This window comes from Desulfococcus sp., from assembly GCF_050178255.1.
GTDB lineage: Bacteria > Desulfobacterota > Desulfobacteria > Desulfobacterales > Desulfococcaceae > Desulfococcus > Desulfococcus multivorans.
Genome location: NZ_JBFXGG010000072.1, coordinates 1,537 through 14,310, shown reverse-complemented (window position 1 = coordinate 14,310; position 12,774 = coordinate 1,537). Strand labels below are relative to the sequence as shown.

Annotated in this window: 14 protein-coding genes; 3 read left to right on the top strand and 11 right to left on the bottom strand. The window is 57.5% G+C overall.

All coding sequences use genetic code 11. The features are described from left to right. Positions 1-292: 292 nt before the first annotated feature. Both hypE and hypD read right to left on the bottom strand, forming a co-directional pair. On the bottom strand, positions 293-1,306 hold the full coding sequence (gene hypE, locus AB7S84_RS12550) for a hydrogenase expression/formation protein HypE (protein WP_020876473.1): 1,014 nt from the start codon (positions 1,304-1,306) through the stop codon (positions 293-295). Further along, a complete protein-coding gene (hypD, locus tag AB7S84_RS12545) occupies positions 1,303-2,400 on the bottom strand; it encodes a hydrogenase formation protein HypD (RefSeq protein WP_040414841.1) in 1,098 nt (365 codons plus the stop codon). The genes hypE and hypD overlap by 4 nt, the downstream gene beginning before the upstream one ends. 337 nt (positions 2,401-2,737) lie before the next feature. Between hypD and AB7S84_RS12540 the strand changes: the two genes are divergently transcribed. Together AB7S84_RS12540 and wrbA are read left to right on the top strand one after the other, a co-directional pair. Beyond that, the gene (locus AB7S84_RS12540; protein WP_428154792.1) at positions 2,738-3,406 is read left to right on the top strand and encodes a DnaJ domain-containing protein; all 669 of its coding nucleotides are present in this window, start codon (positions 2,738-2,740) and stop codon (positions 3,404-3,406) included. An 89-nt stretch (positions 3,407-3,495) separates the two neighbouring features. Further along, positions 3,496-4,107, top strand: a complete 612-nt coding sequence (gene wrbA, locus AB7S84_RS12535) for an NAD(P)H:quinone oxidoreductase (protein ID WP_020876470.1) — start codon at positions 3,496-3,498, stop codon at positions 4,105-4,107. A gap of 98 nt (positions 4,108-4,205) precedes the next feature. On the opposite strand, the gene AB7S84_RS12530 is transcribed toward wrbA, so the two are convergent. Continuing rightward, entirely contained in the window at positions 4,206-5,228 is a 1,023-nt protein-coding gene (locus AB7S84_RS12530) for a phospholipase A (RefSeq protein WP_428154789.1), read from the bottom strand. Positions 5,229-5,863: 635 nt separating this feature from the next. Between AB7S84_RS12530 and AB7S84_RS12525 the strand changes: the two genes are divergently transcribed. Further along, positions 5,864-7,462 carry a peptide chain release factor 3 gene (locus tag AB7S84_RS12525; RefSeq protein ID WP_428154787.1) on the top strand — a complete coding sequence of 533 codons (1,599 nt, stop codon included), beginning with the start codon at positions 5,864-5,866 and terminating at the stop codon, positions 7,460-7,462. A gap of 84 nt (positions 7,463-7,546) precedes the next feature. Here the strand turns inward: AB7S84_RS12525 and AB7S84_RS12520 are convergent, their stop codons facing one another. From AB7S84_RS12520 to AB7S84_RS12485, 8 genes are read right to left on the bottom strand one after another with little or no spacing between them, the layout of a single operon-like run. Further along, positions 7,547-8,437 carry a F0F1 ATP synthase subunit gamma gene (locus AB7S84_RS12520; protein WP_211276019.1) on the bottom strand — a complete coding sequence of 297 codons (891 nt, stop codon included), beginning with the start codon at positions 8,435-8,437 and terminating at the stop codon, positions 7,547-7,549. Beyond that, positions 8,328-9,956, bottom strand: a complete 1,629-nt coding sequence (locus AB7S84_RS12515; RefSeq protein ID WP_020876466.1) for an alternate F1F0 ATPase, F1 subunit alpha — start codon at positions 9,954-9,956, stop codon at positions 8,328-8,330. The genes AB7S84_RS12520 and AB7S84_RS12515 overlap by 110 nt, the downstream gene beginning before the upstream one ends. After that, positions 9,953-10,708, bottom strand: a complete 756-nt coding sequence (locus tag AB7S84_RS12510; protein ID WP_020876465.1) for an ATP synthase subunit B — start codon at positions 10,706-10,708, stop codon at positions 9,953-9,955. The genes AB7S84_RS12515 and AB7S84_RS12510 overlap by 4 nt, the downstream gene beginning before the upstream one ends. Before the next feature lie 2 nt (positions 10,709-10,710). Next, positions 10,711-10,989, bottom strand: coding sequence for a F0F1 ATP synthase subunit C (locus AB7S84_RS12505; RefSeq protein ID WP_020876464.1), 279 nt, complete (start codon positions 10,987-10,989; stop codon positions 10,711-10,713). Between the two features lie 14 nt (positions 10,990-11,003). Next, complete coding sequence (locus AB7S84_RS12500; RefSeq protein ID WP_020876463.1) at positions 11,004-11,687, bottom strand: F0F1 ATP synthase subunit A; 684 nt, start codon at positions 11,685-11,687, stop codon at positions 11,004-11,006. Positions 11,688-11,697: 10 nt separating this feature from the next. Then, positions 11,698-12,012 (bottom strand): ATP synthase subunit I, encoded by a 315-nt coding sequence (locus AB7S84_RS12495; RefSeq protein WP_428154782.1) that lies wholly within the window; start codon positions 12,010-12,012, stop codon positions 11,698-11,700. Beyond that, on the bottom strand, positions 11,999-12,325 hold the full coding sequence (locus AB7S84_RS12490; protein ID WP_020876461.1) for an AtpZ/AtpI family protein: 327 nt from the start codon (positions 12,323-12,325) through the stop codon (positions 11,999-12,001). Before AB7S84_RS12490 ends, AB7S84_RS12495 begins: the two co-directional genes overlap by 14 nt. Continuing rightward, positions 12,318-12,710: an ATP synthase epsilon chain gene (locus AB7S84_RS12485; protein WP_020876460.1), complete on the bottom strand. Its 393-nt coding sequence runs from the start codon at positions 12,708-12,710 to the stop codon at positions 12,318-12,320. Before AB7S84_RS12485 ends, AB7S84_RS12490 begins: the two co-directional genes overlap by 8 nt. Positions 12,711-12,774: the final 64 nt, after the last annotated feature.

The window sequence follows — 12,774 nt, the reverse complement described above, 5'->3', positions numbered from 1 at the left end:
TCCCGCCTCTACCAATGGCCTGGAGAGACGCTTGTAATAATCCTTTTCCCGCGGAAAAAGGAAGGTCGGTGAACTTTTTTTTCTTGACAACTGTCAATCATATCAGCGGCACTTGAACGAAACCGCGTGGGGCGCGGGCCGTATCCTCCCGGCACCGGCCTATGAAAGTCGAAAGTTGAGGTCGAAGGTTGAGACCGTTTCATGTGTTTTGAAAAAAGACAAATATCCGCATTATAAGTATCCTTCGCCACTATAGGGTATTCCAGTATGGATCCGATACGGTTTCGGCAATTCAGCAGATCCGAGGGAGCTGCTCGCCGGTGGGCATATCCACGATTCGTGTCCCACCGATCCGGGTGGTCATGATCACCGGCACAATATCGGCCGCCGTCACCTCTCCGATAATGCGGGCGTCTCTTCCCATGGGGTGGGCATGCATCCTGTCAAGAACGCGAAAGGCCGCCTCAGGGGCAACCACTGCGACGAGTTTTCCTTCATTGGCGACGTAAAGCGGGTCGATCCCCAGAAGTTCGCAGAGACCTGCCACGGCTCTCTTGACGGGGATGCGATCCTCATGAATCCGGATGGTCACACCGGACGATTCGGCAATTTCGTTGAGAGACGTTCCCACACCCCCCCGTGTGGGATCCCGAAGCGCGTGGATATCTCCTCCGCAATCGTCGAGCATATCCGCCACCATATGGTTCAAGGGAGCGGTATCGCTTTGGAGCGATGATTCGAACCGAAGTCCCTCCCGCCGGGTCAGGATGGTCATGCCGTGATCGGCGAGGGTGCCGCTCACCAGGACCCGATCTCCAATCCGGGCGTTGCGGCCCGAAACACAGACCCCCTCTGGAACAACACCGATACCCGCCGTGTTGATGAAGATTTTGTCGACCGCACCCCTGGGGACCACCTTGGTGTCCCCTGTGACGATTCGAACGCTGGCCGCTCGAGCCGCCCGTTGCATGGTCTCGAGAATCCCATCGAGATCGCGGCGGAGAAACCCTTCCTCGATGATCATGCCGACGCTGAGGTACAGGGGCACCGCACCGCACATGGCCAGATCGTTGACGGTGCCGTTGACGGCGAGGTCTCCGATGTTGCCGCCGGGGAAAAATAGGGGATCAACCACGTAAGTATCGGTCGAAAATGCGATTCGGCCCCCTTCGGTCTCCAGAACGGCCCCGTCGTCAAGGCATCGGAGTGCGGGATCGTCGAACACGGGCAGGACGGTGTCCAGGATGAGTCGATGGGACAGCTTTCCACCGCTCCCGTGGTCCAGGGTAATCGTATCGTCTTTCATAAGGAATTTTTCTCGGCAGCCGCTTTCGTATGGTAACGGTAGTACGCCGCGCAGGTTCCCTCGCTCGAGATCATGCACGGACCGACCGGGTGAACCGGGGAGCAGGTCTTGCCGAACAGACGGCACTCCGGAGGCGTTTTCCGGCCGGTGATCACATAGCCGCATTCGCAGCCCTGAGGCTCGACGGCATCCCTGGGAACAACGCCGAAGATCCGATGGGCATCGAAGGCGCGAAACGCCTCCCCCACGGCCAATCCGCTCTCTGGAATCCGCCCCATCCCCCGCCAGCGGGCATCGACCCGGGTGAAAACCGACGTCATCAGTGCCAGGGCCTTGAGGTTTCCTTCGGCATTCACCGCCCGGGGATAGGCGTTTTCCAGCGCGGGCCGTTTCGTCTCGATCTGCCGAACCAGACGGCGGATACCGTCCAGAAGGTCGCCGGGCTCGAATCCGGCGATGACGCAGGGGACGCGGTACCGTTCAAAGAAAGCACGATAGGCCTCGACGCCGATTACAATAGAGACATGCCCCGGCAGGAGAAATCCGTCGATGGGAATATCCATCTCCATGAGAGCGAAAAGGGCCGGTACGATCCGCTTGTGAACCGAAAAGACGGAATAGTTGGAGAGCCCTTCCGCTTTGGCCGAGGCGATGGAAGCCGCAATGGTAGGGGCCGTGGTTTCAAATCCGACGCCAAGAAATACGATGCGACGTTCGGGGTGGTTCCGGGCGAGCACCAGGGCGTCGGCGGCGGAGTAAACGACGCGGATGTCGGCGCCCGCGGCGCGCTCCCGCTCCAGAGAGGTCGTGGTTCCGGGCACCCGGATCAGATCGCCGAAGGTGACCGTGGTCACCCCCTCGGTTCGCGCGATGTCGACAAATGCGTCGATGTCGCCGGGATCCGTCACACAAACCGGACACCCCGGTCCGGAAATCAACGAGACGGTTTCCGGCAGCACCGTTCGGATGCCGCTCTTGAAAAGGCTCATGGTATGGGTACCGCAAACCTCCATCAATCGGACGGGTTTTCGGCTCTGGGCGCCAATCCGGGAAATGAGCTGTCGGGCGATCTCCGGATCGCGATATTCTTCCATGAATCTCACGGGAATCCACCCTGTCCTTTCAAAAAAAGATTCATACTGGATAAACCGTTTTCCGGCAACCACTTTGTGATCCTGATATGATCTGAAAGAGCGGAGACAGCCGCTTTATCGACGCCGTGTACCGCCTGTCGATTCACATTCGAACCGCCTCGGATTATCTCGCCTCATCTCTTGACACACATTCCGAATTCATTATTTTTTAGAAAAAAGATAACTCAACTTTCGACTTTCACAGGCCGGTGTCGAGGGAGATCGGCTGCGCGTATGTCTCCGACCCAAGACCCCTTTTCCCGGGGCTGCGGCTAAGGATATTTGAGGGAGTGAGGTTATGGCCAGGAGTTATTTTGCTGTTCTCGGCGTCACGACCGATGCCTCTTTTGAAGAGATCCGATCCGCTTACCGCCGGTTGGCCAAAACGTATCACCCAGACCACTTTGAAGGCGACAGCGAGGCGTTTCGGCAGATTCAGGAGGCTTACACCGTTCTGGGAGACGCCCAGAGGCGAAAAGCATACGAGAAAAACCTGAAATCGCAACCGCATCGACGCGAATCGCAACCGGCATCTTACCCGGGCCCGGAACCACTTATCCCAAGACGGCGCCAGACGGCTTCCCCGGGCATCGCGCCCATTGGGGTGATCTTTGAAAATCCTCGCCAACACTTCAGGACGAGCCGGCGCCATCGAAGCCACACCGAGTTCGGCGGTGTCGAGGATGTGAGCGTCGAGGTGCCCCTCACCCGGGAGCAGGCGATGTCGGGCGGCAGCGTGGCCATCATGGTTCCCGCACCCGATGTCTGCCCCTCCTGTCGCGGTGCCGGCAGCGGATTTTTCCACAGGTGCCGCCACTGCCGGGGCAGCGGTGTGATCGTGAGAAACATATCGGTTCAGGTTCCTTTTCCGCCGGGCCTCGAGAAGGATCATGTCGTCCGCGTTGCCTTGGAAGCGTTCGGGATGGAGCGTTTTGATCTGAGAGTATGGTTTCGCGTCGCCGCTTGAATCACCGGCATGGAAGGGCTTCAACAGAACGGACGGCTTCTTTTCACTTTCCAAATCACGACAATCTCCCTACAAAGGAGGGTTGCATCATGAAAGTGCTTATCGCTTATTATTCCGCCTACGGACATATTCACAAAATGGCTGAGGCCGTGGCAATGGGGGTCGGGGAGATCGACAACGCGGAAGCGGTGCTGCGGCGGGTGCCCGAAACGCTTCCCCGGGACGTCCTCGAAAAAATGGGGGCTCTGGAGGCTCAGAAGGCCATGGCCCACATTCCGGTCTGCACCGTGGCGGAACTGGCCGAGGCGGACGCCGTCATTTTCGGGACACCCACTCGGTTCGGCAACATGTGCGGGCAGATGCGCCAGTTCCTCGACGCGACGGGACAGCTGTGGGCCAATGGCGCCCTCGTGGGCAAGGTGGGCAGCGTCTTCACCAGCAGCAATACCCAGCACGGGGGACAGGAATCGACCCTTCTTTCGTTCCACATCACGCTCCTCCACCACGGCTTCGTAATCGTGGGCTTGCCTTACACCTTTCAGGGTCAGATGCGCATCGACGAGATCACCGGAGGATCCCCCTACGGGGCATCAACCATCGCCGGGGTTTCGGGTGAGCGGATGCCCAGCCGGAACGAGTTGGACGCCGCCCGGTTTCAGGGCCGACACGTCGCCGCCATCGCGGCCAGGTTGGCCGCCTGAGGGTGAGCCCTGCAAAACGTATTAAAAGTTTAACTTTCGACTTTCATGATGGTGACAGGATAACGGATAGAGGTGCCTATGAAAGTCGAAAGTTGAGTTCAAAGGATATCCGAAAGCGCCAGGCCGACGCCGATGGTGTTGGCCGAATCGTTGTAGTCCAGGATGCTCTGGCCGTACCCGTTGAAGTATTGGACATATCCTTTAAGCTTCTTGTAGAGGGGGAAACTCCATCCCAGCTCGACGGCCCCTTTGTTGCCGGAGCTTCTCAGGTTGTTCCGGAACACCAGGGAAAAGGTGTTGTCCCCCCATTTATAAGCCGCATTCAGTTCACCATATCCCATATACCGGTCGATGTCCGGATTGTCGTCGTCTTCATCGTCTTCCGGGATGCGGTACCAGGGCTTGATGGAAACGGCGAGATTTTCCTTTTCAAATACCAGGTTGAGAAAAATCCGATTCCAGCTGCGGGAGAAAGGCTCGGTACGTCCGTTGGACTGGTGCGAGAAGCCCCCCTGAATCATCCGGCTCTTGATCCCCCAGAAGAGTTCCCAGTCGGTATCATATTGCAGCCACGCTTCGGGTTCATGGTTGGTATCCCGAAACGGGCTTGAATAGTCACTGTTGTAGGCCTGCCAATAGGAAAGGTTGGTATAGGCGACATAGACATGCCAGTTGTCTTTATAGATATTGTCGATCAACTGATATTTGAGACTGACCTGGAACTTCACTTCGGTGTTGTCAACGTCTCCCTCGGACAGGTCCCCCGGGTAGACACTGGTGTTGGGGGAATGGTTGTAAACGAAGGGCAGAACATAATTGGGGCGATGCGTCGTCAGGGCAAACCCGATCTGTCGGGTTTCCGCCTCTTCTTTCATCCGTGTGTCAATAGGAGACGGCTTTTCATCGGACAAACGCTCAGCATCCAGAGGCGGGCTTTCGGCCCGTTGGCTTTCGATGCAGGCCTCGCACCGCCGTCTCAATTCGCCGATAGTGGTATCCTCCGCCGCAGAACGCACGGCCTCGGTCATACAAGCGTCCATGTCGAGGCAGTTTTCCGCGGCCGTTACGACCGGCATCAAAAAAACGCCCAGCAGAAAGGCCATCATTTTAAAAGGGTTCATGGTGGGGTTTCTCCTTTCTTCAATCCCCTCGACAAACAACGCGAGGATAGACGGTTGTTTCAGGATCTCCGGCACGGCAGAAGGTAAAACGCCGGGTAATCCTCCCTTCGGCAATACCGATAATGGCCTCAACTTCGTATCACAATAATGGCAACAAACCCTGAACACCGGGTTGAATCACGGTGGTTATAACCATGGGAGGATAAAAAAACAATGGATTCCATTCAACTGCGCCGATATAACCGAAAGCAGCGGTCCTGAAAGATATGCGGCATGAACCGACGGCGGGATGGAATGGCTTGACTTGACATATGTCGCCATACCCTTTATGAAACACAATACATGAATCTTTTTTCAACATATCACCTTATTATTCCATAACCGATCGGCATGATTCACCTCATGAAAAAGTCCATCCCCGACAGCGCGGTATCCAGCACGACACCACCCTGAAAATCATCAATATCATGCGGGAAAAACCGGCGGAGATCCGGTTTCACGTTCCCGCCTGAAGTCCCGACAGTTTCAACTCGTTTTCGTCAACCCAACGGTTGCGCGGCATACCGCGCCGCTTCGATCAATATTGACGGCCGCCGCGAACGCCCGTTTTAACAAGCAGGAAAAAAATCAACACCATGAATCACCCGTCCTCCAAATCACAAAACCAGGAAATCGACCGCCGGCGCACCTTCGGGATCATCAGTCACCCGGACGCCGGCAAGACGACCCTCACAGAGAAAATGCTGCTCTTCGGCGGGGCTATCCAAATGGCCGGATCGGTGAAGGCCCGAAAGGCCAGCCGCCACGCCACCAGCGACTGGATGGCTATCGAACGGGAGCGCGGCATTTCGGTGACCAGCTCGGTCATGAAGTTCGATTACCGCAATTTCGAAATTAATCTTCTGGACACCCCGGGGCATCAGGATTTCTCAGAAGACACATACCGGGTGCTCACCGCCGTGGACAGCGCCGTCATGGTCATCGACAGCGTCAAGGGGGTCGAAACCCAGACCCGAAAACTGATGGCGGTTTGCCGAATGCGCAACACCCCCATCCTGACCTTTGTCAACAAGCTCGATCGTGAAGGCATGCCGCCCCTGGACATCCTGGGCGATATCGAAGAAACCTTGCAGATTGAATGCGCGCCCCTGTCCTGGCCCATCGGCATGGGCAAAAGATTCAAAGGTACATACAACATCCACCGCAGGGAATTGACCCTTTTCACGCCCGGCCGGGAGCGCCTCCCCGACGACAGTGTCACCATCCGGGACCTCGGCGATCCGATACTGGACGAGATCCTGGGCCGCCAGGCCGATGAACTGCGGGAGGACGTGGCCCTGCTGGAGGGGGCGGCCAACCCGTTTGACCTTCAGGATTTCCTCAAAGGAAGCCAGACTCCGGTCTTCTTCGGCAGCGCCGTCAACAATTTTGGTGTGCGCGAGCTCCTGGACACCTTTGTGGAGATCGCACCCGGACCGCTTCCCAGACAGGCGACAACCCGAACGGTCTTTCCCGGGGAAGAGCCGTTTTCCGGTTTTGTCTTCAAGATTCAAGCCAACATGGATCCGGCCCACCGCGATCGGCTCGCCTTCCTGCGCGTCTGTTCGGGCCGATTTCAGAAGGGGATGCGGGTGCGTCACCACCGCATCGACAAGGATATCCTCATCGCCAATCCGATCATGTTCATGGCGCAGGATCGCACTGCCGTAGAGGAGGCCTGGCCCGGCGACATCATCGGCATTCACAACCACGGGACGATCAAAATCGGCGACACCTTTTCGGAAAAAGAGCCGCTCAGCTTCACCGGCATCCCGAATTTCGCCCCGGAGCATTTTCGCCGCGTACAGCTGAAATCCCCCCTGAAATCCAAGCAACTCAGGAAGGGGTTGACGCAGTTGGTGGAGGAAGGCGCGGTTCAGTTGTTTCGCCCGCTCATGGGAAGCGACCTCATCCTGGGGGCGGTGGGCATTTTGCAGTTCGACGTCACCATGGCGCGGCTCAAGGCCGAGTATGGCGTGGATGCCGTTTATGAACACGTGGACTATGTCGCCTCCCGCTGGGTGAAGTGCGACGACCCGAAGCGACTCTCGGCCTTCGAACGGGCCAACCAGGCGCACCTGGCGCTGGATGCGGAAGGGAACCTGACCTTTCTGGCCGATGGGGAATGGCGGATCGAATTCGTGGCGGAACAGTGGCCGGAGGTCGTTTTTACAAAAACCCGCGAACACCGGTAATGCATCGCACGGCCGCCTTGAGCACCGCCGCAGTGCGCGGATACCCGGGCAGCAAAAAGAGCGATCAAAAGGAATCGTTTTTCGTTACAGGGCGGGGTTTTCGTCGTTCAAGGCCTCGAACCCCGAGATGATATCCAGGAGTTCGTCGGTAATGGAATTCTGTCGCAATTCCCGGAAACCGGCCTGAAGATTGTCGAGAAGCTCCAGAATGTTTTTTTCGGCCGCCTGCATGGCCATCAGTCGCGCCGCGTTTTCACCGGCCAGGGATTGGGCAAAGGCGCGGAATAACGCAGCGAACAGGTATTGTCGCAAAAGATGTTTGAACATGAGATTCCCCGGCAGGCCAAGCATGGGGATACACCGGCCGGGCCATTTTTCCCTGGCGTGGGCAAGCGCCCACGTCCTGTCCAAGGGCAGGAGCCGGACACAGACCTGTCGATAGCCGCCTCTTTCGATGACCACGTTATGACAGATATAAAAGTGTTCGGTTCCCTTTTCCGATCGCCACTGCTCAATCCGTTGGATCACCGCCCGAACCTTCTCGTGGATGGTGGAAAGGCTGCCGGGAGCGGCAAAATGGCCTTGATCCCGATACCCGGCATCGGCCAGGGCGCCTCGAAGTTTCTCTCCAAAGGTCCAGAAGGCGAGTTCCGATCCCTCTCCCGCAAGCCCGGGAGCCTGTGCCAGGGCGTGCTTCAGGATTGCCTCGTTGAACTGTCCGCACATCCCCTGATCCGAAGCAATGATCATGCACACGGCTCCCTTCAAGGGACTTTCACGAACATCTGCTACGCCATGGCGCAACAGGACCCGCCAGCCGGCGTCAATGACGCGACGATACGCTTCCAGGGATTCGACCGCTCGTTCATACTGCCGGATGCTTACGGCGGCCAGGCTCTTCATGGTCTTGACCACCCCCAGCAGGTCGTGGGCGGTCCGGATTTTCCTTCCCAGGGCCTCCAATGTCTGCATCATCGCCTCCTGTCGCCGCAATTGCCGTCTTCAACCACGAAACGAGATCCTCCCAGACACCGTCACCTCCGCCCCCGGCGGTCAAGACCGCTTCAACGGCGCCGGGATCGTTTCGGATCTGTTCCACGATGGCCCGCTCCATTTTCGCCATGGCGTCTATGGGCAGATCATCCATGAGCCCCCGGGTCACGGCCAGAAGGACGGCGATCTGCTCGCTTTCGGTCATTGGCTTGAATCGGTCCTGCTTGAGGATTTCCCGAACCCGTCTGCCGTGATCCAGCGTCTTTTGGGTCTGTTCGTCAAGCCGGGTCCCGAAACGAGCAAAAGATTCCAGTTCATGAAACTGGGTATAAGAAAGCCGCAAATCCCCGGCAACTTTCCGATATGCGGCGATTTGGGCCTTTCCGCCGACCCGTGAGACGGATTTTCCCACATCCACCGCGGGAAGAAAACCGCGGTGAAAAAGCCCCGGGGAGAGGTAGATCTGACCGTCGGTGATCGATATCAGGTTTGTCGGAATATAGGCGGAGATGTTCTCAGCCTCTGTCTCGATAATGGGAAGGGCGGTCAGGGATCCGCCGCCCAGTTCCGGTTTCAGGTGCGTGGCTCTTTCCAGGAGTCTCGAATGAACGTAAAAAATATCCCCCGGAAAGGCCTCGCGACCGGGCGGACGCCGGAGGAGGAGGGACAGCTGCCGGTATGCCAGTGCATGCCGCGTCAGATCATCATAGACGACAAGGACGTCGCGCCCTTCGTGCATGAAATACTCCGCCAGGGTCGTGGCGGCATAGGGTGCGATGTACTGAAGGCCCGGCGGATCGTCCCCTTCGGCCACCATGACGATGCTGTAACCCATGGCGCCGTGCCGCTCCAGTTCATCCACCACTTTGGCGACTCCCGAGCTTCTCTGGCCGACGGCGCAGTATATGCACGTCAGGCCTTTGCCCTTCTGATGGAGAATGGTATCCACCGCAAGGGCCGTCTTTCCCGTCTGGCGGTCCCCCAGGATCAACTCCCGCTGTCCACGACCGACGGGAATCAGCGCATCCACCACCTTCAGACCGGTCTGAAGCGGTCGTTCAACGGCAGCCCGGTCCAGGATTCTGGGCGCCTCCCTGAATACGGGGGCACGAGAGATGCTATTCACGGGGCCTTTGCCGTCCAGCGGGTTTCCCAGGGGATCGATCACCCTGCCGACAAAATCGGATCCCACAGGGATGTCCAGCACGCCGCCGGTGCGCGTGACTTCTTCGCCGGCCCGCAATGCCCGGGAAGCTCCCAAAAGAATGATCCCCACCCGGTCGGGCAGGAGATCCAGGGCCATGCCGGCCACCTGGGAGCCCAGATAGAGCAGCTCCTCGGCCTTGACACCCGGGAGTCCTTCGGCCCAGGCAATTCCCGGCCCCAGCATCCTGACGCGCCCGATCTCTTCGGGGACGGTGCTCGGCGTCATTTCCTCAAGCGCCTGTTCAACCGCTCCGTCAATTGCCGTCAGGAGAGTGTTCAGATCATTCTCCGTCATTCATTCTCCCGGTCTCCCGGCGACAGCGCCGTTAAAACAACCTGTTCAAGTTCCTCCAGGTAGTGGGTCAGGTTCCACTCCATCTTCTTGTCTCCCGCCGTCAGCCTCAGGCCAAAACCGAGGTCCGATTTTTTTTCGATGGAAACGCTTTGTACGGCCGGAAAGAGGTCCTTGATTTTTCCGCAAAGGGCTTTCCTCTGGGAGGGCGTCATCGTAATCCCGCACTGGACCCTCACCTCCCCGGAAACGTCATGGATCGAAAGCCCGGCCTTTTCCCGGGAAAGTCGATCCGCCAGGACTTCAACCAGGCGGTTTTCAAGGCGCTCATCCGCAAGGTCGCTCAACACCTTCCCGCTGATCCGCATGACCTGGCCGGCAACCTGAACCTTGAGATGGTTCAGGAAAATCTCACGGTCCTGACGGAGCCGATCCTCCCATGACCGGCGGAGCTCATCCACCTCGTGCTTCATATCCTCTATGGCGTTTTGCCGCCATCGGCGGGCGTCTTCCCTGGCCTCGGCCAGCAAGCGTGTTTTCGCGTCGGCGAGGGCTTGTCTTTCCCTGACGAGTTCCTTTGATCGTTTCCGTGCTTCCTTCTCGGCGGCCTTTGCCTGGTCCATGGCGGCCGCGATCCGCGCTTTTCGTTCCGCCATGGCCTGAAGGATGGGTGCGTAAAGAAACCGTTTCAGCAACAACACCAGGATGACGAAATTCAGGATCTGAGCCAGTATCGTAAAACCGTCGAACAGCAAGGCTATCCCTTTATCCCGGAAATGAAGTACGTCCAGAACGGATTGGCGAAAATCAGGATCATGGCGACCACAAAACAGTAAATCGCCGTCGATTCCACCATGGCCATGCCCACGAACAGCGTTCGGGTGATCGTGCCGGTCTCGTCAGGTTGTTGGGCAATGGAATTCAGGGCTTGAACCAGCGCACGGGCTTCACCGATGGCCGGGCCGATGCTGCCGACAGCCATACACATCCCCGCCGTTAAAATCGATATGATCGCAACCCATCCCAGGTTGTCCATAACCGTCTCTCCTTTCAAGTGGTTTTCTTCCGCTCTCCCACCGTCATGCCGGCACTGATGTAAATCGCAGCCAGAACGGCAAAAATATAGGCTTGAACCATTCCCGTCAAAAGCCCCAGCACCTGCATGAGCACCGGAAACACCAAGGGGGCGATCATCAATAGAATAGCGCCGATCATGGAGCCGCTCATCATGTTTCCAAAGAGGCGGACGGCCAGGGCCAGAGTCCGGCTCAACTCCCCCATGACGTTAAACGGCAGCATCAAGGGCGTAGGCCGCAGATAATTCAAAAGATAGGAGACGAATCCCACCTTTGAAATACCGAAAACGGGAACTGCCAAAAACACGCAGACCGCCAGGGCGGCCGCTGTGGACAGGGATCCCGTCGGCGATCTGAACCCGGGGACCACCGACAGGAGATTGGAGATCGCGATAAACAAAAACAGCGTCCCCACAAACGGAAACAATTCCCTGGTTCTGGTTTTCGACACCGCGTCCAGTTGCCGTTTCATACCCGCGACAATGGATTCCAGCAGGTTCTGCCATGGTGAAATGCGAACACTCGAGGTGAGACGTCGCGTCACCAGCCAGGAACCGAAGCTCATAACCGTCATTACCAGCCAGGTAAACAGAAGGGTCGCGTTCAGGGTAAAGGGACCACAAGACCAATAGACGATCGTGTCCGGGGTGATTTCCATATCGCCCTCCTCAGGTCTGCCCGCTCCCGATGAATTTTTCGGGATTGCCCTCCGGGGGCCCGAGCGTTCGGGTCAAGATGAAACGCATCAGAAAAAATGTCGCCAGGGTAATGAAAAAGCATATCAGATCGTTTCGAACGACGAGCCAGAACCCCAGCATTGCCACGCTCACCCGGACCATGTAACTGACGGCCAGCCAACGTCCGGGTTTCGTACTTTTAGACAGTCCGGCAAGGGTCCACCAGAGGCCGTAAAAATAAAAGCCCCCGATCCCCAGGCCCCACATCGCAGCCAATCCCCAGCGCAGCAGATCACTCCTCGTCATTATTCATCTCCCGAGTGATGATGTTTCGTTGACGGGAAATCCAGCACCACGCGTTGATGCACCCGATGATCACACCGATCAGCATCAGCATCAGGGTCCACGAGGGGGGGCCGGGCCATTTCAGGTCGATCCAGATGCCGACAAAAATACCCAATACCGCCGGAACGGCCACGGACCAGCCCACCAATCCGAACACCCCCAGGCCAAACCAGACTTCGTCTGATTTTTTGCGGCGTGCATGAATTTTCCGTTTTTCCCGTCGATCCACATCGTGGATGAAAGCCTTTGATGATCGGGTCAATTTTTCAGGCATTTTTGCGGAACTCCATGAAGCGTCGAACAAAATCCGCTTCCAGCCTGGCCACGGCCGCACGTGTCTTGCGATCTCTGTCGTCTTCCTCGCGGATCATGACGTCAACGGCATTTTTCAGGTCCCCCAGCGGCCCCTCAACCGCCATTTGCGTAGCAACGGTGACACTGTTCCCCTGTTTGACCAGAATGCCGCCGATCAAAGCCACAAACACCTCCCGGCCTTCAGGCGTTTCATAAGAGAGTATCCCGGGAACCAGCGCTGTCGCCATGTCGATATGACGGGGCAAAAGGGTGAAACACCCTGCCGGGCTCTCGGCCTTGACCTTGACGGCCGCATCGTTCAGGAAAATTTCGGACGGCTGATGGATTGTCAATTCCACGGGCATTCACCAAGCAATCATTTTCCGTTTCTTGTTGCGTTTTTGGCCTCATCTGTTTTTGGCCTCATCT

Coding starts and splice junctions, on each gene's coding strand:
- AB7S84_RS12525 (WP_428154787.1), top strand. CDS start 5,864: ATGAATCACCCGTCCTCCAAATCACAAAACCAGGAAATCGACCGCCGG.
- AB7S84_RS12530 (WP_428154789.1), bottom strand. CDS start 5,228: ATGAACCCTTTTAAAATGATGGCCTTTCTGCTGGGCGTTTTTTTGATG.
- hypE (WP_020876473.1), bottom strand. CDS start 1,306: ATGAAAGACGATACGATTACCCTGGACCACGGGAGCGGTGGAAAGCTG.
- AB7S84_RS12520 (WP_211276019.1), bottom strand. CDS start 8,437: ATGATGCAGACATTGGAGGCCCTGGGAAGGAAAATCCGGACCGCCCAC.
- AB7S84_RS12500 (WP_020876463.1), bottom strand. CDS start 11,687: ATGGAAATCACCCCGGACACGATCGTCTATTGGTCTTGTGGTCCCTTT.
- AB7S84_RS12505 (WP_020876464.1), bottom strand. CDS start 10,989: ATGGACAACCTGGGATGGGTTGCGATCATATCGATTTTAACGGCGGGG.
- AB7S84_RS12495 (WP_428154782.1), bottom strand. CDS start 12,012: ATGACGAGGAGTGATCTGCTGCGCTGGGGATTGGCTGCGATGTGGGGC.
- AB7S84_RS12515 (WP_020876466.1), bottom strand. CDS start 9,956: ATGACGGAGAATGATCTGAACACTCTCCTGACGGCAATTGACGGAGCG.
- AB7S84_RS12485 (WP_020876460.1), bottom strand. CDS start 12,710: ATGCCCGTGGAATTGACAATCCATCAGCCGTCCGAAATTTTCCTGAAC.
- hypD (WP_040414841.1), bottom strand. CDS start 2,400: ATGGAAGAATATCGCGATCCGGAGATCGCCCGACAGCTCATTTCCCGG.
- AB7S84_RS12540 (WP_428154792.1), top strand. CDS start 2,738: ATGGCCAGGAGTTATTTTGCTGTTCTCGGCGTCACGACCGATGCCTCT.
- AB7S84_RS12490 (WP_020876461.1), bottom strand. CDS start 12,325: ATGCCTGAAAAATTGACCCGATCATCAAAGGCTTTCATCCACGATGTG.
- wrbA (WP_020876470.1), top strand. CDS start 3,496: ATGAAAGTGCTTATCGCTTATTATTCCGCCTACGGACATATTCACAAA.